Here is a 17,687-nt window from a genome sequence, read left to right on the forward strand (position 1 = left end):
CACCCACTTACCGCGCCCCGGGTCTTGTCCACCCCGTCGGCTAAGCTGACTGCCGTGGCTTTGTACCGGAAATACCGCCCCGCGTCGTTCGGCGAAGTGATCGGCCAAGAGCAGGTCACCAGGCCGCTGTCCACCGCGCTGGACAACGGCCGCATCAACCATGCGTACCTGTTTTCCGGGCCGAGGGGCTGCGGCAAGACGTCGTCGGCACGTATCTTGGCGCGCTCGCTCAACTGCGTCGAAGGCCCGACGTCGACGCCGTGCGGGAAGTGCGCGTCGTGTATCTCGCTCGCGCCGGGCGGGCCGGGCAACCTGGACGTGATGGAGCTCGACGCCGCGTCGAACGGCAGCGTCGACGATATGCGTGAGCTGCGCGAGCGGGCGCTGTTCGCCCCGGCAGAGTTCCGCTACCGCGTCTTCATCATCGACGAGGCCCACATGATATCGACGCAGGGCAACAACGCACTGCTGAAGGTGGTCGAGGAGCCGCCGGAGCACCTCATCTTCGTTTTCGCCACCACCGAGCCGGAGAAGATGCTGGGCACGATCCGCTCGCGCACCCACAACTACCCGTTCCGCCTGCTCACTCCGCAGGCCATGCGGGAGCTGCTGGAGAACGTGGTGCGCGAGGAGGGCGTGCGCGTCGAGGACGCGGTGTACCCGCTGGTCATCCAGGCCGGCGGCGGTTCGCCCCGCGACACGCTCTCCATCCTGGATCAGCTCCTCGCCGGTTCCGGCCCGGACGGGCTGACGTACGACCTGGCTATCCCGCTGCTCGGGGTGACTGAGCTTTCGCTTATCGACGCCACAGTCGACGCCCTGGCCACCCGCGACGCGAGCGCAATGTTCGCGACAATCGACGACGTCATTGAGGCCGGCCACGAGCCGCGCCGCTTCGCTTCCGACTTGCTCGATCGCCTGCGCGACCTGATGATCATCCGCACCGTGCCCGACGCCTTTGGCCAGGGCCTAGTCAACGCGCCGACGGAGCGGGAGGCGGTGCTGCGCGGGCAGGCGGAGCGCTTCTCCGGAAACGAGCTGGCTACCCTCGCCTCCGAGGTCAACGAGCGGATGGTGTCGCTGCGCGGGGCCACAAGCCCGCGCCTGTTGCTCGAGGTGATGATGGCGCACCTCATCACCACGCCCGAGGTATCCGCGCCCTCGCAGATTCCGGGGCCCGACCTTCCGTCGCAGCCTGCGCGGCTCGCGCCGGAATCGCCGGCACCAGTCACAAAGGGTGCTTCCGGAGCCAGCGCCGCAGCCGCGGCGGCTGCTGCAGCAGGGGAGAGGAGGGCGCCCCGCTCTTCCTCGACGCCCGGGCCGCAGCGTGCCCCTGAGCCTGCCAAGCAGCCCGAGCAGCAACAGTCAGCGCAGCAGCCAGCACAGTCGGACGCGGAGGACGTGTTCGAGAAGGTGCGTGCGGATTGGACGCGGATGCGTCAAGCCGTCGGTGAGCGCAACAAGGTCGCTGAGATTATGCTTACTGAGGCCACGCCACTGGGGATGGATGGCACCACGCTCGTCGTCGGCCACAATACGGGAGCACTCGCGGAGCGCATCAACGCGGAGAAGAACAACGCCGATATCGCCGCGGTGTTCTCAGAGCACCTTGGGCGCACAGTGAAGGTGCGCTGTGTCGTGGGCACGGATCCTACCGCGGCGGGCTTGTCGGCTCCGGCGCCCGCAAGGGTGTGGAACCCCAATGTGCTGTCCACGGAGCGCGAGCCGGAGCCGGAAGATCCTGCGCCGGCCCGAACCGCCGCCAAGGAGGACTGGCGCCAAGCTGCAGCGGCGGCTAGCAAACGCGCCGCTACGCGCGCCCGTAAGGAACGCGAGGAGATCCCGCTGCCGCCGGAACCGGACGAGCCCGACGACCCGGAGCCCGATCCCGAACAGGCCCCGCCGCAACCGCAGCAGCCCCCGCAGGCTCAGTCATCTGCGCAAGCGCCGTACACGCGCGAGGACGAGGAGCGCGATATGGCAGACCAGGCGCGGGAGCAAGGGACCAAGGACCGTCGAGACGCGACGGCGGTGGCTATGGAGCTGCTCGCCTCCGAGCTTGGGGCGCGGCCGCTCTAGCGCAAGTACACTGGCGGTCAAAAATCACCGTGAAGCGAACCAACTTTCAGAAAGGGTGTAACCCACCATGACCCAGCCGAACATGCCGAACGACATGCAGGAACTCATCCGCCAGGCCGCCGAAGTCCAGGCGCAGCTGCAGAAGGCTCAGGAAGAGCTGCTCAACACCACCGTGGAGGGAACCTCCGGCGGCGGTCTCGTCTCCGTCACCATGACCGGTGGTGCTGAGATCCGCGACCTGATCATCAAGCCGGAGGCCGTGGACCCGGAGGACGTCGAAACGCTGCAGGACCTCATCCTCGCCGCCTACCGCGACGCCCACAACAAGGCCGGCCAGCTCGCCCAAGAAAAGATCGGCCCGCTGGCGAACCCGGGCGCGGGTGCGTCACAGCAGGCCCCCGGCGAGATTCCCTTCGGCGGCATTATCTAAGCTGTTAACTGTTTCACCGGATTCGGGCGCTCGGCACGCTGCCGGGCGCTTTTTCCGGCCTTCGTTTGGAGTTCGAGGAAGGTGCGCCGATGTTTGAAGGACCGCTGCAGGACCTTATCGACGAACTGTCCCGCCTGCCCGGCGTCGGGCCGAAAAGCGCCCAGAGGATTGCCTTTTACCTGTTGAAACAGGACCCGGATGACGTGGACAGGCTGGTCAGCGCGTTAAATGCCGTGCGCGACGGGGTGACATTCTGTCGCATCTGCTCCAACGTCTCCCGGGAGGAGGTCTGCCGCATCTGCGCCGACTCCGGCCGCGATGCGGGCCTCGTCTGCGTCGTGGAGGACGCCAAGGACATCCAGGTCATCGAGCGCACCGGCGAGTTCCGCGGCCGCTACCACGTCCTCGGCGGTGCACTGGATCCGTTGGCCAACGTGGGCCCCAAGGACCTGTCCATCGCGCCCCTGCTGCAGCGGATCGGTGCGGTATTGCCCGATATCGATGGCGCAGAGGCACCCAACATCTACGAGGTCATCATCGCCACTGACCCAGACACCGAAGGCGAGGCGACGGCGTCCTACCTGGCGCGCCTGCTCAAGGACTTCCCGGACCTGGTGGTGTCCCGGCTGGCCTCGGGCATGCCACTCGGCGGCGACCTGGAGTTCGTCGACGAACTGACGCTGTCGCGCGCGCTAACGGGTCGGCTCACACTGTAAGAGCGGCGCTAGCGCAGCCGCTCCAGTCGCAACCGGTCGATCTCGGCGAGCTCGAGCGGCTCCAGGTCTGTCAGGGCCACGTCGAGGGCGTGTGCCAGGAACAGGTCCGCGAGCTGCGGGTTGCGCGCCAGTGCGGGGCCGTGCATATAGGTGGCGATAACGCTGCCCTGCACCACGCCCTCCACGGACGCGTCCACATTTCCGACGCCCCGCTTCACGGTGCCCAGCGCCGACGCCTCGGGGCCGAGGACCGTTCCGCCCATATGGTTCTCGAATCCGGTCAGGGTCTCTGTCAACCCGGCGGTGATGCCCGCGCGGGTCGGTGCGGAGGACACCTCGCCGATGGCTCGCTTCTCCATGGCGGTGGTGGTGACGTCGATAAGCCCGAGCCCGTCGACGACGGTGCCGTGGGCGTTGAACGTGCGGCCGAGCACCTGCATGCCCGCGCAGACGGCGAAGATGGGGCGGCCGTCGGCGGCTGCGGACTGCAATCCGGGCGAGGCGGCGAGGCGCGCGGCTGCGATGACCTGTGCGGAGTCCTCCCCGCCGCCGATGGTGTAGACGTCGCAGTCGTCGGGCACGGGGTCGTCGAGAAGCACGCGCTCGACCTCGGCGTTCATCCCGCGCATACGCGCGCGCTGGCGCAGCACGAGGGCGTTGCCGTCGTCCCCGTAGGTGCCCAACACGTCCGGCAGGATGAGTCCGATGCGAAGTTGCTTAGCCACGGTAGTCCTCCTGCTTGGTCAAATCCTTCTTCAGGTCGCGGAAGGCGGTGTAGTTCGCCAACACTTCGACGCGTCCTGGCGGGCAGGCGCGAATCGCGTCAACCGGATCGTGGATCAGGGAGTGCTCGATGTCCGCGTAGAGCAGGCGCACCGCCAAGTCAGTTCCGCGCTCGCCGGCTGCGACGACCTTGAGGCCCTCGAAGTCCTCGAATTTCACGTCCCACAGCCACGACAAGTCCTCGCCGTCCGCGACCTGGCCGTTGGTGGCAATCACCAGGCCGTCCGCGCTGCGGTCGACCATGCTCAGCGCCTCCTGCCAGCCGGCCGGGTTCTTGGCCAGAAGCAGGTGCACCTCGCGCTCTCCCAGGCGGACGGTGGAGTAGCGGCCCGCGACGTTGTCCACACCCTCGGTGGCGCGGACCGCCTGATCGAAGGGCACATCGAACGCCTCGACAGCGGCCGCAATGGCCTGGGCGGCGTTACCGAGGTTGGCGCGGCCCGGCAACTTCAGGTTCAGCTCGGCGCTCCCATGCGGGGAATGCAGCGTAGTGCCTTCGAGCCAGTAAGAAGGGGTGGGGCGGCGGAACTCGCGGCCGTCGGCGAGCTTCTCCACGCCGTACCAGTCGCCCTCGGTCTGCACGACGTGGCCGCCGGAACGCGGGTTGGTCACGGAGTCACCCAGCCAGCCAGCTCCCGCCGCGACCCAGACGACGTTGGGGTGGTCGAAAGCGACCGACGTCATCAGCACGTCGTCGCAGTTGGCAATCACCTTCATCTCCGGGTGTGCCTCCACCGCCGAGCGCAGGGCGCGCTCGATCTTGTTGATCTCCCCGACGCGGTCCAGCTGGTCGCGCGACAGGTTGAGCAGAACGAGGGCCTGCGGGGACAAGCGCTGTGCCACCGACGGCACGTGCAGCTCGTCGACCTCCAGGACGACGTGGGAGGCCTTCCGGCCAGCCATCAGCGCGGAGATGATTCCCGCGTCCATGTTGTCACCGCCGTCATTGGTGGCAACCGTGTGCTTCGCCGACATCGCTCCGGCGAGCATCCGGGTCGTCGTGGACTTTCCGTTGGTTCCCGTGACCAGCACGGTGGGACGGCCGCCGCCAAGCGACTGCATGATCGAGGGGTCAATGGCGTTGGCCACAAGACCGCCGATCATTCCGCCAGCGCCGCGGCCGGTTGCGCGGGATGCGGAGGTGGCTAGCATCGCCGCGGTCACCGCCGCCCGCGAGCGCAACCGGGAGAGAGGACCTTTTTTCATGCGCTCCACCCTACGCCTAACGCGCTTTAACCCAGTCGTGCCACAGCGGAGTGGAACTCCTCCGCCGACAGTACCGGGATTCCCTTCCGGTCGGCGTGCATCGCCTTGCCGCGCAGCTCCACTCCACGGGCCTTGGCATCCGAAACCACGAGCGACGTTTGGCGCGTGAGCTTCTCGGCGTAGTTCAGGCCGTTGTCCACGGCGCCGGCGATGATTACGTCCGGGTCGGCGGCGATGTCGTCCGAGACGACGATTTCCATCCCCTCCTTCAACCCGCCGCCCACTGTGTAGGGGCCCGGGTTCTCCACCTCGAGGGTGTTGTTCTCCGCATCCACCCGTACGGCAGTGCGCTGCAGACCGAACCGATCCGGCACAAGGTCCTCGGTGGCCATCGTGGCCATCGCGCCGTTGCCGCACAGCGCGAAGTACAGCTCTTTCACCAACAGAGTCTCCGCCCGGGAGGTCTCCTCCTCGGGGCGGCTGGCACGCTCGACGGATGCAACCGGGTCCGCTGCCTCCAGACCGATCAGGCGCGCGACAGCACCGGGGCGGATGTCGAGAGGGATCACACCCTGCAACCGGGCGCTGGCGAGGGTGTCCACGATCGTCTCCGGTCGCGGGATGTGGCCCACGCGCTGGCGGCGCCGACCGTTGCGCTTCGCCCGCGAGCGGTTCGCCCGCGCCGCGGCGTTCATCGCGCGCCGGGCCTCGGCGACGATGAACCCCCACGCAAGGGGGGCGTCGTGAAGCACGATCGTGCGCTTGTCCACGAGGCGGTCCAGCGTCTTCAGGTGCCGGGAAAAGCGAGGGGCCTGCGCAAAATCGCTTGGCTCGAGCCCGTGGTTGTGGCGCGGGCCGGCGTCCGAACCAGTACTGAACACGGAGTGGAAGTCCTCGCCGATCTCACCCGCCTCGTTGAACGTGACGGCGTCGAGGGTGAGCATCCGACCCGTCGAGGGGTGGATGCCCGTGGTCTGGACGGTCACCGCCACGTAGGGAAATTCATCGGGCAAGATCTAGACCCCACCCATCTTCGCACCGGTCAGCCCGCGGTTGACCGAGGAAACGATCGCCTTGAGCGAAGCGCGCGTCGTCGAGCCCGCGACGCCCACACCCCAGGCCGTGGCGCCGTTGACGTCGGCCTGGATGTAACAGGCCGCGTCGGCGTCGTCGCCGGCGGAACGGGAACGCTGCGTGTAATCCTGCACCTCGAAGTCGATGCCCACGGCCTCGAGCGCGGCGGCGAAGGCGGCGACAGGGCCGTTGCCGGTGCCGCTGAGCTGGCGGGTTTCACCGTTGTAGCGCACCTCGGCGGTGATGGAGGAGTCCTCGTCCTCGTTGACCGCACCGGTGACCTCGTAGCTCACCAGCTCCAGCGGGGAGTCGAGATCCAGGTAGGTCGCGGCGAAGATGTCCCACATGTTCTTGGAGTTGACCTCGCCGCCCTCCGTGTCAGTGATGTTCTGGACGATGGCGGAGAACTCCGGCTGCATGGCCTTGGGCATGTTGATGCCGTGGTCCGTCTTCATGATGTACGCCACGCCACCCTTGCCGGACTGCGAGTTCACGCGGATCACGGCCTCGTAGGTGCGGCCGACGTCCTTCGGGTCGATCGGCAGGTAGGGGACCTCCCACACCGTGTCGCGCAGCTCCTCCCAGCTCACATCGGTGGACGACGCGCCGGGGCGAACCTTTTGCGCCAGGGCGTCGAGGCCCTTGTTTACGGCGTCCTGGTGCGAGCCGGAGAACGCGGTGAAGACGAGCTCGCCTCCGTAGGGGTGGCGCTCCGGAACGCGCAGCTGGTTGCAGTATTCCACGACCTCGCGGATGCGGTTGATGTCGGAGAAATCGATCTGCGGGTCGACGCCCTGGGTGAGCATGTTCAGGCCGAGGGTGACCAAGTCGACGTTGCCGGTGCGCTCGCCGTTGCCGAACAGGCAGCCCTCGATGCGGTCCGCGCCGGCGAGGTAGCCCAGCTCGGCGGCAGCCACGCCCTCGCCGCGGTCGTTGTGGGGGTGCAGCGACAAGATGATGGAGTCGCGCTTGGCCAGGTTTCGGTGCATCCACTCGATGGAGTCGGCGTAGACGTTCGGGGTGATCATCTCCACCGTGGACGGCAGGTTGATGATCATCGGGTTGTCCGGGGTCGCGCCCATGATGTCGACCACCGCGTCGCACACCTCAAGCGCGAAGTCCAGCTCGGTGCCGGTGTAGGACTCCGGCGAGTACTCCCAGCGCCAGTGGGTGTCGGGGTAGTCGGTGGCGATGGTCTTGATCAGCTCGGCGGCGTCGGTGGCGAGCTTCTTGATCGCCGCGCGATCCTTGCGGAACACCACCTCGCGCTGCAGCTTGGAGGTGGAGTTGTAGAAGTGCACGATGACGTTCTTCGCACCCGCGCATGCCTCGAAAGTGCGGCGGATCAGGTGCTCGCGCGCCTGGACGAGGACCTGGATGGTCACGTCCTCGGGGATCATGTTCTTCTCAATGATCTCGCGCACGAAATCGAAGTCGGTCTGGGATGCGGAGGGGAACCCGACCTCGATCTCCTTGTACCCCATCTGCACCAGCAGGTTGAACATGCGGCGCTTGCGCTCGGGGCTCATCGGGTCAATCAGGGCTTGGTTGCCGTCACGCAGGTCCACCGCGCACCACTGGGGTGCAACAGTGATCTTCTTATCCGGCCAGGTGCGGTCCGGCAGGAGGATGTCCTCTACTTCGTCCGCAAAGGGGAGGTAGCGTTTGACCGGCATGTGCGAGCCGCGCTGCTTGTTCCAGGCGGGCTGGCCCTCACTGCGGGGGCCGGAGGGGGTGCGGATGTCGTTCGGGGCGGAAAATTCGGGGTGCAGGGGGCTCATGGCTTTAAGAAATCCTCGTGTTATCGGTGTGGTGTGTTCCACGGCCGGCAACGACAATCTCCGCGGCGGGGTGCCGGCCGTGCTAGATCGTGGTGGCCTGATTCCCGCCGCGGCATAGAAGGAGAAGAGCCTTCGCCGATGACATGGGCCACATCTTACACCTTTCGTGCAGTCAGGTCACCTCTATGGCGGGGCGCTCAGATTATCTGATCTAAAGGTGCTGGTGGTCGGATGTCGGGAGGGGTTAACTGGACGGTGCTCTATGGGGCCGCTAGCAGAGTGAAGTGTGGCTGGTGTGGGGCTGGTTTCGTTGAGGTATAGCTGCTAGACCTCAACGCGCAAGGAAGGTCTAAATCACAAAGCCACACACGCCTTTAAAGACGACGTGAGAAAACCGTCACACCGTGTCCATCCTTACGCCACCGGTTTGCGCGCCAACATGCCGGTCGCCACGAGCATGCCGCCTATCGACGCCCCCATGACCAGCCACCCGAAGACCGACTCAACCTGCAAGTATTCGCCCAGGATAGACAGGCCGAGGAAGAGTGCGATGAGCGGCTCCACGATCTTCATGGCGGGCAGGGAACGCGAAAGCACCCCTGCGCCGAAGGCGTACTGCTGCACCACAGTGCCAAACAGGGAGGAAACAACCATCGCCCAGAACTGCCACGTGGAAAGCATCGCGGGCAGGCCGCCAGCGACGAACGCGTCGACCGCCACCTTGGAAAACACCGCGAGGTAGCCGAAGACGGCGCCGCAGACGATGCCATAGAGGAGGGCCTGGGCGGCGGGGGAGCGTCGATAAGCAAGGGCGAAAATGATCGCGCACGCAACCGCCCCGACGCCGATGACCGCCGCCCACTCCCAGTCGGGCGCGGAGCGCGCACCCGGCAGCGGGCGGCCGAGGATGACCACGACACCAACGCACGCGGTGAGCACGAAGGCCCAGAGCGTCTCGGCAGGTTCCATCCGTCGGTGTTCGACGCGCGCGGCGAGAACCAGCGTAAACATCAGCGACAGGACCAGGATCGGCTGCACCACCAGCAGTGACCCGAAGGCCAGCGCGAGCGCCTGAAGGGCGTAAGCAACGAAAGCGAGCAGTATCGACAGCCACCACTGCGGGCGGCGCATCGCGCTCAATGGAGTGCTGTTGGCCTCGGTGTGGCTGAGCCCCGCCCGCAAGATGTGGTGGCGCCACACCGTGCCCACCGCAATCGTCACCGCGGACAGAAGCGCGAACGAGATGGCGAGGGCGTTGTTGTGCACGGGCATCCACAGTAGAGGGCAAATGGCACGATGGGTATTATCGGTATGCGCATTTTAAAAAACCGCGAACCGGAAGGTGACTGAAGAAGGCATGGCTCTGATTGTGCAGAAGTACGGGGGGTCCTCCCTCGAAAGTGCCGAGCGCATTCGCGCCGTCGCCGAGCGCGTCGTGGCCACCCGCAACGCGGGCAACGACGTCGTGGTCGTCTGCTCCGCAATGGGTGACACCACCGACGAACTGCTCGACTTGGCGGCCCAGGTCAACCCGACTCCGCCGCTGCGCGAGATGGACATGCTGCTCACCGCCGGCGAGCGCATCTCCAACTCCCTTGTCGCCATGGCGGTCGCGGCCCACGGCGTGGACGTGCAGTCGTTCACCGGCTCGCAGGCAGGTGTGATCACCACCGAGCGCCACGGCAACGCCCGCATCGTCGAGGTCACGCCCGGTCGCGTGCAGGACGCAGTGGAGAAGGGCAAGGTCGCCATCGTCGCTGGCTTCCAGGGCGTCAACCGCGACACCCGCGACATCACCACCCTGGGCCGCGGCGGTTCCGACACCACCGCCGTCGCCCTAGCGGCGGCGATGGGTGCCGACGAGTGCGAGATCTACTCCGACGTCGACGGTGTCTACACCGCCGACCCGCGCATCGTGCCCGACGCCCGCAAGCTGGACCAGCTCTGCTTCGAGGAGATGCTCGAGCTCGCCGCGAGCGGCTCGAAGATCCTCGTCCTGCGCAGCGTTGAATACGCCCGCGCGTTCAACGTGCCCCTGCGGGTACGCTCGTCTTACAGCAACGACACCGGCACCCTGGTCGCCGGAGCATTGGAGGATATTCCCGTGGAAGAAGCAGTCCTGTCCGGCGTGGCCACCGACGACTCAGAGGCCAAGATCACGATCCTCGGGATTCCGGACACCCCTGGTGAGGCCGCCAAAGTCTTCCGGGCCTTGGCCGACGCCGAAATCAACATCGACATGGTGCTGCAGAACATCTCCTCGGCCGAGGACAACAAAACCGATATCACCTTCACCCTCCCCGTGTCCGACGGTGAGCGCGGCGTGGAGCTCTTGAGCGCCATCCAGCGCGAAGAGGGATGGGACGACCTGGCGTACAACGACAGCATTGGGAAGGTCTCCCTCGTGGGTGCCGGCATGAAGTCGCACCCGGGTGTCACCGCCGACTTCACCGAAGCGCTGCGCGACGCGGGCATCAACATCGAGATGATCACCACCTCCGAGATCCGCATCACCGCCGTCGTCCGCCAGGAGGATCTTGCTGAAGCCGCTCGAGCCATCCACTCCAAGTTCGACCTCGGCGGCGACGAGCCGGCCGTGGTGTACGCCGGCACCGGCCGCTAAGACTCAAGCAAGAAGGGCTTTTCATGACCACCATCGCAGTAGTAGGGGCGACCGGCCAGGTCGGCCGCGTCATGCGCGAGATCCTCGTCAGCCGCAACTTCCCGGCCGACAACGTGCGCTTCTTCGCGTCCCCGCGTTCCGCGGGCACGATGCTCGAGTTCAACGGCGCCGAGATCGAGGTCGAGGACCTGACCCGGGTCACGCCGGAGACCGTGGCCGACGTCGACATCGCCCTGTTCTCCGCCGGCGGTTCCACCTCCAAGCAGTGGGCACCGGTTTTCGCGGAAGCTGGCGCGGCGGTCGTGGACAACTCGTCGGCGTGGCGGGGGGACGACGAGGTGCCCTTAGTGGTCTCCGAGGTCAACCCGGACGCCGTGGCCGATCTGAAGAAGGGGATTATCGCTAACCCCAACTGCACCACCATGGCGGCCATGCCGGTGGCCAAGGCGCTGCACGACGCCGCGGGGCTGACCACCCTCCGGGTGGCCTCGTACCAGGCTGTGTCGGGCTCCGGCCTCGCGGGCGTCGCTACGCTCGCGCGCCAGGTCGAGGAGATCGGTGACCGCGCCGCTGAGCTCACCCACGACGGCTCCGTCATGGCGCCGGAGGATCTCGGCCCGTACGTCGCCCCCATCGCCTTCAACGTGCTGCCGCTGGCAGGCAACCTCGTCGACGACGGCACCGAGGAGACGGACGAGGAGCAGAAGCTACGCAACGAGTCGCGCAAGATCCTCGGTATACCCGACCTCAAGGTGTCCGGAACCTGCGTTCGGGTGCCCGTGTTCACCGGCCACACCATGGCCGTCCACGCCGAGTTTGCCAACCCCATCACCCCGGACGAGGCCCGGCAGGTTCTCTCGCAGGCGAGGGGCGTGAAGCTTGTCGACGTCCCGACGCCCCTCCAGGCGGCCGGCATCGACGAATCGCTCGTCGGCCGCATCCGCCAGGACCAGGCGGTGGACGGCAATCGCGGCCTGGTGTTCGTGGTGTCCGGCGACAACCTGCGCAAGGGCGCGGCGCTGAACACGATCCAGATCGCGGAACTGCTCGTTCAGGCTACGGATTAGTTGCGTTCTGGTAAAGAAGAGCTGGATCGGGTTGCTTTCTGCGTCGATGCGATGACAATAGGCGTCATGAATTTTTCGGAACGCATGCGAATTGGCACCGTGGCACTCGTCGCGGCCGCCGCGCTATCCCACCCCGGGATCGCTCACGCCGCATCCGTGCCCGGTACCCCTTCCCCCACGGCGACCGTCGAGTACCGGCAGACAGAAACCGGTCGCGAGGTTGCAATCCAGCCCGGCCAGACCATCGCGCTAGAGCCCGAAGGCCAGGCCGTGGCCAAGTTCGTCATCGAGGAAGGTGAGGAATCGACCCTGCCGCCTGGGTGGAGCGTGCTCACTGCCTCGACAGGACTGAAGATCACAGCCGCCGCCACCGCCGCCGAAGGTGAGTTCGCCGCGGTGAAGGTGGTCGGTATCAATGGTGAGACCGGAGATCTGCGCGTCGTCGTCGAGCGCGCCGATTCCGCCCCTGCGCCCGCTGCGAAGCCGTCCCCGTCCAGCTCCTCCAGCTGGATTAACGAGCTCGTAGGCAGGGTCGTGACCTTTTTCGGCTCCTAAGCCGTTGATGTGCCGGTGCCCTCAATGAGGTCGCGCCGGGCGCGCGCCACCCGCGAGCGGATCGTGCCGATGCGCACCCCGGCGATGCGTGCGGCCTCCTCGTACGTGTACCCGAGAATCTGGGTCAGCACGATGGCCTCGCGCCTCTCGGGAGGCAGGGCGTCGAGAAGCGAGCGCGCGTCGATCACGTCGGACCAGGTGTTCGGGTTGTCGGGGCTCGGTTCCTGCGCGGCGACCTCGTCGTACTCCGCAACCGACTTCCTCGGCCGCGCCATGTCGTGGCGCACGGAGTCGATCCACACTCGCCGCGCGAGGGTGAGCAGCCATGTGCGTGCCGACGACCGCCCGGCGAAACGCGGCAATGAGCCCAGCACACGCAAGTAGGTCTCCTGTACGAGGTCATCCGCATGCTCGCGGCCGGCGAGGTGGGCGAGGAAGCGCCAGACATCGTCCTGGGTGTTCTCGATGAACTCGGTAAGCGCGCCCTTATCCCCCCGGCCGGCCCGCAAGGCCAGCTCGGTGACGAAATCGTCGTGGCTGCTCACAGGGGGAAACAATACCAGCAGCGGTTTTCGGTCCCCGAGTGTGCGAACACTCCCAAAACACTGAAACTCGTTGCCGACGCCATGGGCGCGACGTAGACTGGGGTGCGGATATCAAAAGTCCGCTTTTAATAGCTTTAATCTAAAGATTGCTAGGAGGCCTACCATGGCAGACCAGTCCAAGGCAGAGGGCATCGTCGCTCGCGGCGAGCGCCCTGCAGGCAACGGAAAGACCACCCGCCCGAGCGGCCAGCCGGTTGCGTCCGAGAACATCTCGATCACCGCAGGCCCGCAGGGCCCGAACGTTCTCAACGACATCCACCTCATTGAGAAGCTCGCGCACTTCAACCGCGAGAACGTTCCGGAGCGCATCCCGCACGCCAAGGGTCACGGCGCGTTCGGTGAGCTGCACATTACCGAAGACGTCTCCCAGTACACGAAGGCGAAGCTCTTCCAGCCGGGTACCGTCACCCCGATGGCCGCACGCTTCTCCACGGTCGCCGGTGAGATCGGTTCCCCCGACACCTGGCGCGATGTCCACGGTTTTGCGCTGCGCTTCTACACTGAAGACGGCAACTACGACATCGTGGGCAACAACACCCCGACCTTCTTCCTGCGCGATCCCATGAAGTTCGCCGACTTCATCCACTCACAGAAGCGCCAGCCGCACACCGGCCTGCGCGACGACGAGATGCAGTGGGACTTCTGGTCCCGCACCCCGGAGTCCGCGCACCAGGTCACCTACCTGCTGGGCGACCGTGGCACCCCGAAGACCTCTCGCCACCAGGACGGCTTCGGTTCCCACACCTTCCAGTGGGTCAACGAGGAGGGCAACGCCGTCTGGATCAAGTACCACTTCAAGACCCGCCAAGGCTGGGACACCTTCACCGACGAGGAGGCCACGGAGATGGCCGGCAAGAACGCCGACCACCACCGCCAGGATCTCTTCGACTCCATCGACCGCGGCGACTTCCCGGTCTGGGACGTCAAGGTCCAGATCATGCCGTTTGAGGACGCGGAGAACTACCGCTTCAACCCGTTCGACCTGACCAAGATCTGGTCCCAGAAGGACTACCCGCTCGTCGACGTGGGTTACTTCGTGCTCAACCGCAACCCGAAGAACTACCACGCGCAGATCGAGCAGATCGCGCTCGATCCGGGCAACATCGTCCCGGGTGTCGGCCTCTCCCCGGACCGCATGCTCCAGGGCCGCGCGTGGGCGTACGCCGACCAGCACCGCTACCGCATCGGACCGAACTACAAGGATCTGCCGGTCAACCAGCCGATCAACGCGGTCAACATCTACGCGGAGCGCGGGCCCATGGCGTACTTCTTCAACGCCGAGGGTGAGCACAACTACACCCCGAACAACACGGAGAAGGGTGCAGGTTACCTGGACAACAACGAGGACTCCTCCTCCAACCACACCACGTACGGCCAGGCCAGCGACCTCTACGTGAACCCGGACCCGCACGGCTCCGACCTGACCCGCGCGGCGTACGTCAAGCACGCCGAGGACGACGACTTCGGCCAGGCCCGCACCCTCTACACCGAGGTGTTCGACGACGGTGAGCGCGAGCGCTTCGTGCACAACGTCTCCAACAAGATGCTGCCGATCGAGAACAAGGACATCGAGGAGCGCACCTTCGCTTACTGGGGCAACGTGGACAAGGACCTGGAGCAGAAGCTCCGCTCCGAGGTTGCACGCAAGCGCCAGGAGGCCGGTTACGACGAGAAGGAAGAGCAGTCTTCCGTCTTCTAAGTTCCGCCACCGAAACCGGTAAAACCCGCCGCCCGATTACACGGGAGGCGGGTTTCGCCGTTGGGGGTTACTTCATCTCGGGCGGAACCTTGTCGACGACCGTGACTCCGTAGATTGAACGGCCGATGACGAAAGTGGCGACGGACGCAACCACCCAAACGGCCGCCACGGCGACGATCGCGCGGAGAAAATCGTTGAGGTCGAACCCTGTGGTGGCCCAGGAATGGATGAGTTTGGCCAGGATGAGCAGCGGAAAAGCGACGCACACGAGCGGGCCGAGCAAGTTCGCGCGGGTCAAAGCGTCGGGTGCCCGCAGCTGGAGGACTGTTGTGGCGACGACGCACACCGTGGCGACGATCACCAGCACGGCGACGATGATTTCTGCGATAGCCATCAGCGGCGCCCCCTCGAGATAATACGGGCCATGGACACGGTCGGGATGGTGCCGCACACGAGCGCGGCGAGGATGGCGACCTCGTAGCCGATCATCGTGTCGTTCAGCAGCGTCCAGACCAGGAAGATGGCGACCATGGCGTAGAAGACGAGGTCTGCCATCACGGCGCGGGACAACTCGTCTTTTGTCAGGATCAGCGCTCCGAGTCCGATGAGAAGGCACAGCGCCATGACGATGATGCACGTGGTCAGGATTGTCTCAAACATGGTTGTCAATCCAGCCTTTCAGCGGGAGGCAGATCCCGCGGGGGTTGATCGGGCCCGAGATCTCGATACGGCTGCCACTCGACGGATGCGGGATCGAGCTGGATGTCGGCCACGGAGGGTTTCAACCGCTCCTCCATGTCCATGAGCCCCTCGACCAGACCGACCGGGTCGGCACCGAAGACGGCTTGGACGATGAGGACCTTCTGGCCGGGGAGATCCGGATTGTGGCGGAAACCCAGCGAGAGGGTCCCCGGGGTCGCGGTGATCGACGTGGAGAACCAGAACAGCTCCCAATCCGTCGTAATGCGCAGCGGATAGTAGATGATGACGGGTCTGATGCCCGCCTGTGGTTTGAATGCTGCCGCCACCGCCGCGAACCCGGCGGCGAAGATCTCCTTCACCAGCCAGGCGGCGTAACCGAGCGTATGGCCGATTCCATGCAGCGACATTAGTTCTGACCTCCCTGAAGTTCGGCTGCGTCGGGGACACCGACGGGGTCGTCACCAAGCACTGTCGACGTATAGGAGGCGACGTCGAGCAGACTGTCGGCGGCCTCGAGAGAGATTGCCCAGATGAAACCGGCGCCGAAGAACATGGCTACGGACACGGCCATCAAGGCGCCGGACGGGGCGATGAGGCGGGGCCTGACATTGAGGGCCTCGGGATAGTGCTGCATCGGGCGTCCCCAGAACACTTGCTTCCACACTCGCATCATCGAGAGGAGGGCGCCGCAGGATGCGAGGACAATGACGGCGATGACGAGCCAGGAGCGCCAGTCTCCCGCTGCGGCGGCGGCGAGAACAACGGCGATTTTGCCGAAGGTGCCCGAGAACGGCGGCAGGCCCACGATGGAGAAAGCGCCGGCGGCGAAGATGGCCGAGGTTATCGGGTCACGCCGCGCCAAGCCCGAGAGCTTGGAAATCGTGCCCGTGCCGTACGTCTCCTCGATGGCGCCGGAGTTGAGCACGAGCGCACCTACCGTCACCATGTGGTGCAATGTGTACATCAACCCGGCAGCGAGGGCGTACCGTGGCTCGTCGTTCGTGAACGCCAGCATCACCAGGATGAACGGCATGCCGTTGACCATCTGGTAGGCCATTACGCGGCGGATTGTAGTCTCAGCCAGTCCCGCGAAGCCCCCCACCAGCATGGAGATGACCATGACCACGATGATGAGGGTGTTCCAGCGCGGGTCCATGTCGAAGAGCACGACCCAGAGGCGGAACAGCATGTACACGGCAACTTTGGTGTGCAGGCCCGAGAACAGGCCCATCACCGCCGCGGATGTCGACGGGTACGACCTCGGCAGCCACGTGTGGACGGGGAAGACACCGGCCTTGGTTGCGATGGCGATCACCACGATTCCGGCGGCCACGGTGGCGGGGCCGTTGCCCGCGGCGATGCCTTCAAGCGCCGCAATGTTGACGGCCCCGGTCACTGCGTAGAGGTAGCCGACACCCATCACCAGCAGCGTCGACGCCGCAAGGTTCACAATGACGAACATGCGCGCGGAGACGAGGCGGTAGCGCGAACCCGTCATCGCGATGAGACCGTAGGACGGTAGGAGCATGACCTCGATCATGACAAAGAAGTTGAACAGGTCCGCGGTCAGCACAGCACCGGAGACGCCGGTGACCAGCACCAGCGTCAGCGGAGTGTAGAAGCGCGCAGCTGTCTCACCCGCGGCGATGGCGAACCAGTTCGCGGTGAGCGCAACCATCATGGTGGCCACGAGCATTACTGCAGAAAACTCGTCGCCGGCGAATGAGATGCCCACTCCACCCTGGTAGAGGCCGATGACGTGGGCGATGGTGCCGTGCTCAGAGGTGTAGTTGTACAGCCAGATGCCGCCGGCGAGGTTGACCGCGGGGATCAGGACCGCGAGGACGTCGTTAAGCGGCTTCCACGGGTTGAGCGCCGTGACAGCCGAAACAATCAGTGGCAGCGCGACGAAGACGGGAAGAATAGCATCCACGGCCATTAGCCCTCCACCTCCTGGTGCGCGCCGATCTTCTTGGGGTTGAGCTGGGCGCTGCGCCCAGCCGTCGACAAGGCGGACGGGCTGAGGCGGTCCGGGTCATAACCTGGAGACGTGTCCACGGGGCGGTCGAAAGTGTCGTCGTCTTTACCCAGCGACGACAGCATCAACAGGATTGTCGTGGTCGCCATCGCGATGACGATGGCGGTCAGGACGAACGCCTGGGGGAGCGGGTCGGCCATGTCCTCGAGCGGCGTGCGGGAGGGGAACGCCTCGCCTCGCCACGAGCCGACGCCCGCGGCGAGGAGCGTCAAGTTCGTCGCATGTCCGAAAAGCGACATGCCGAAGACGATTCGGACCATGCCGCGCTGCATGATGAGGAACACCGAGCCGGCCACGAGAACGGAGATTGTCAACGCCATGATCATGAG

18 protein-coding genes are annotated in these 17,687 nt (G+C 65.7%); 7 read left to right on the forward strand and 11 right to left on the reverse strand.

All coding sequences use genetic code 11. The features are described from left to right. Positions 1–54 precede the first annotated feature (54 nt). The 3 genes from G7Y29_RS00630 (at position 55) to recR (ending at position 3,225) form a co-directional block, all read left to right on the forward strand. A complete protein-coding gene (locus G7Y29_RS00630) occupies positions 55–2,079 on the forward strand; it encodes a DNA polymerase III subunit gamma and tau (protein WP_165002933.1) in 2,025 nt (674 codons plus the stop codon). 67 nt (positions 2,080–2,146) lie between these two features. Next, positions 2,147–2,509: a YbaB/EbfC family nucleoid-associated protein gene (locus G7Y29_RS00635; protein WP_165002931.1), complete on the forward strand. Its 363-nt coding sequence runs from the start codon at positions 2,147–2,149 to the stop codon at positions 2,507–2,509. Between the two features lie 89 nt (positions 2,510–2,598). Further along, the gene (recR, locus tag G7Y29_RS00640; protein ID WP_165002929.1) at positions 2,599–3,225 is read left to right on the forward strand and encodes a recombination mediator RecR; all 627 of its coding nucleotides are present in this window, start codon (positions 2,599–2,601) and stop codon (positions 3,223–3,225) included. Positions 3,226–3,233: 8 nt separating this feature from the next. Here recR and G7Y29_RS00645 read toward each other — a convergent pair whose 3' ends face one another. The 5 genes from G7Y29_RS00645 to G7Y29_RS00665 all read right to left on the reverse strand — a co-directional run bounded on the left by G7Y29_RS00645 (position 3,234) and on the right by G7Y29_RS00665 (position 9,341). Then, entirely contained in the window at positions 3,234–3,950 is a 717-nt protein-coding gene (locus tag G7Y29_RS00645; protein WP_165002927.1) for a type 1 glutamine amidotransferase, read from the reverse strand. Beyond that, a complete protein-coding gene (locus G7Y29_RS00650) occupies positions 3,943–5,214 on the reverse strand; it encodes a Mur ligase family protein (protein WP_165002925.1) in 1,272 nt (423 codons plus the stop codon). The genes G7Y29_RS00645 and G7Y29_RS00650 overlap by 8 nt, the downstream gene beginning before the upstream one ends. 26 nt (positions 5,215–5,240) lie before the next feature. Further along, complete coding sequence (locus tag G7Y29_RS00655) at positions 5,241–6,227, reverse strand: DNA polymerase III subunit epsilon (protein WP_235933521.1); 987 nt, start codon at positions 6,225–6,227, stop codon at positions 5,241–5,243. Between the two features lie 3 nt (positions 6,228–6,230). Beyond that, positions 6,231–8,069, reverse strand: a complete 1,839-nt coding sequence (gene leuA, locus G7Y29_RS00660) for a 2-isopropylmalate synthase (RefSeq protein ID WP_165002923.1) — start codon at positions 8,067–8,069, stop codon at positions 6,231–6,233. A 414-nt stretch (positions 8,070–8,483) separates the two neighbouring features. After that, positions 8,484–9,341 carry a DMT family transporter gene (locus G7Y29_RS00665; protein ID WP_165002922.1) on the reverse strand — a complete coding sequence of 286 codons (858 nt, stop codon included), beginning with the start codon at positions 9,339–9,341 and terminating at the stop codon, positions 8,484–8,486. Positions 9,342–9,426: 85 nt separating this feature from the next. On the opposite strand from G7Y29_RS00665, the gene G7Y29_RS00670 reads away from it, so the two are divergent. The 3 genes from G7Y29_RS00670 to G7Y29_RS00680 all read left to right on the forward strand — a co-directional run bounded on the left by G7Y29_RS00670 (position 9,427) and on the right by G7Y29_RS00680 (position 12,314). After that, complete coding sequence (locus G7Y29_RS00670; RefSeq protein WP_165002920.1) at positions 9,427–10,692, forward strand: aspartate kinase; 1,266 nt, start codon at positions 9,427–9,429, stop codon at positions 10,690–10,692. A gap of 23 nt (positions 10,693–10,715) precedes the next feature. Then, complete coding sequence (locus G7Y29_RS00675; RefSeq protein WP_165002918.1) at positions 10,716–11,759, forward strand: aspartate-semialdehyde dehydrogenase; 1,044 nt, start codon at positions 10,716–10,718, stop codon at positions 11,757–11,759. 66 nt (positions 11,760–11,825) lie between these two features. Next, positions 11,826–12,314 carry a hypothetical protein gene (locus G7Y29_RS00680; RefSeq protein WP_165002916.1) on the forward strand — a complete coding sequence of 163 codons (489 nt, stop codon included), beginning with the start codon at positions 11,826–11,828 and terminating at the stop codon, positions 12,312–12,314. Here G7Y29_RS00680 and G7Y29_RS00685 read toward each other — a convergent pair. Further along, a complete protein-coding gene (locus tag G7Y29_RS00685) occupies positions 12,311–12,859 on the reverse strand; it encodes an RNA polymerase sigma factor (protein WP_165002914.1) in 549 nt (182 codons plus the stop codon). The two genes, G7Y29_RS00680 and G7Y29_RS00685, sit on opposite strands and share 4 nt — an antisense overlap. Positions 12,860–13,022: 163 nt before the next feature. Between G7Y29_RS00685 and G7Y29_RS00690 the strand changes: the two genes are divergently transcribed. Further along, complete coding sequence (locus G7Y29_RS00690; protein ID WP_165002912.1) at positions 13,023–14,618, forward strand: catalase; 1,596 nt, start codon at positions 13,023–13,025, stop codon at positions 14,616–14,618. A gap of 67 nt (positions 14,619–14,685) precedes the next feature. Here G7Y29_RS00690 and G7Y29_RS00695 read toward each other — a convergent pair whose 3' ends face one another. Genes G7Y29_RS00695 through G7Y29_RS00715 form a run of 5 tightly spaced genes read right to left on the reverse strand, consistent with a single transcriptional unit; the run spans position 14,686 to position 17,684 of the window. Continuing rightward, positions 14,686–15,012, reverse strand: coding sequence for a Na+/H+ antiporter subunit G (locus G7Y29_RS00695; protein ID WP_165002910.1), 327 nt, complete (start codon positions 15,010–15,012; stop codon positions 14,686–14,688). After that, complete coding sequence (locus tag G7Y29_RS00700) at positions 15,012–15,278, reverse strand: cation:proton antiporter (RefSeq protein ID WP_165002908.1); 267 nt, start codon at positions 15,276–15,278, stop codon at positions 15,012–15,014. Before G7Y29_RS00700 ends, G7Y29_RS00695 begins: the two co-directional genes overlap by 1 nt. A 5-nt stretch (positions 15,279–15,283) precedes the next feature. Next, a complete protein-coding gene (locus tag G7Y29_RS00705) occupies positions 15,284–15,727 on the reverse strand; it encodes a monovalent cation/H+ antiporter subunit E (protein ID WP_165002907.1) in 444 nt (147 codons plus the stop codon). Further along, positions 15,727–17,259 carry a monovalent cation/H+ antiporter subunit D family protein gene (locus G7Y29_RS00710; RefSeq protein ID WP_165002905.1) on the reverse strand — a complete coding sequence of 511 codons (1,533 nt, stop codon included), beginning with the start codon at positions 17,257–17,259 and terminating at the stop codon, positions 15,727–15,729. The genes G7Y29_RS00705 and G7Y29_RS00710 overlap by 1 nt, the downstream gene beginning before the upstream one ends. Next, entirely contained in the window at positions 17,259–17,684 is a 426-nt protein-coding gene (locus G7Y29_RS00715) for a cation:proton antiporter subunit C (RefSeq protein WP_165002903.1), read from the reverse strand. Before G7Y29_RS00715 ends, G7Y29_RS00710 begins: the two co-directional genes overlap by 1 nt. Positions 17,685–17,687 lie beyond the last annotated feature (3 nt).

It is taken from the genome of Corynebacterium qintianiae (assembly GCF_011038645.2).
GTDB lineage: Bacteria > Actinomycetota > Actinomycetes > Mycobacteriales > Mycobacteriaceae > Corynebacterium > Corynebacterium qintianiae.

What these genes read in the sequence shown, in the direction of transcription:
- G7Y29_RS00635 (WP_165002931.1), top strand. Translation starts at nt 2,147, where the DNA reads ATGACCCAGCCGAACATGCCGAACGACATGCAGGAACTCATCCGCCAG.
- recR (WP_165002929.1), top strand. Translation starts at nt 2,599, where the DNA reads ATGTTTGAAGGACCGCTGCAGGACCTTATCGACGAACTGTCCCGCCTG.
- G7Y29_RS00650 (WP_165002925.1), bottom strand. Translation starts at nt 5,214, where the DNA reads ATGAAAAAAGGTCCTCTCTCCCGGTTGCGCTCGCGGGCGGCGGTGACC.
- leuA (WP_165002923.1), bottom strand. Translation starts at nt 8,069, where the DNA reads ATGAGCCCCCTGCACCCCGAATTTTCCGCCCCGAACGACATCCGCACC.
- G7Y29_RS00665 (WP_165002922.1), bottom strand. Translation starts at nt 9,341, where the DNA reads ATGCCCGTGCACAACAACGCCCTCGCCATCTCGTTCGCGCTTCTGTCC.
- G7Y29_RS00670 (WP_165002920.1), top strand. Translation starts at nt 9,427, where the DNA reads ATGGCTCTGATTGTGCAGAAGTACGGGGGGTCCTCCCTCGAAAGTGCC.
- G7Y29_RS00675 (WP_165002918.1), top strand. Translation starts at nt 10,716, where the DNA reads ATGACCACCATCGCAGTAGTAGGGGCGACCGGCCAGGTCGGCCGCGTC.
- G7Y29_RS00680 (WP_165002916.1), top strand. Translation starts at nt 11,826, where the DNA reads ATGAATTTTTCGGAACGCATGCGAATTGGCACCGTGGCACTCGTCGCG.
- G7Y29_RS00690 (WP_165002912.1), top strand. Translation starts at nt 13,023, where the DNA reads ATGGCAGACCAGTCCAAGGCAGAGGGCATCGTCGCTCGCGGCGAGCGC.
- G7Y29_RS00695 (WP_165002910.1), bottom strand. Translation starts at nt 15,012, where the DNA reads ATGGCTATCGCAGAAATCATCGTCGCCGTGCTGGTGATCGTCGCCACG.
- G7Y29_RS00700 (WP_165002908.1), bottom strand. Translation starts at nt 15,278, where the DNA reads ATGTTTGAGACAATCCTGACCACGTGCATCATCGTCATGGCGCTGTGC.
- G7Y29_RS00705 (WP_165002907.1), bottom strand. Translation starts at nt 15,727, where the DNA reads ATGTCGCTGCATGGAATCGGCCATACGCTCGGTTACGCCGCCTGGCTG.
- G7Y29_RS00710 (WP_165002905.1), bottom strand. Translation starts at nt 17,259, where the DNA reads ATGGCCGTGGATGCTATTCTTCCCGTCTTCGTCGCGCTGCCACTGATT.
- G7Y29_RS00715 (WP_165002903.1), bottom strand. Translation starts at nt 17,684, where the DNA reads ATGATCATGGCGTTGACAATCTCCGTTCTCGTGGCCGGCTCGGTGTTC.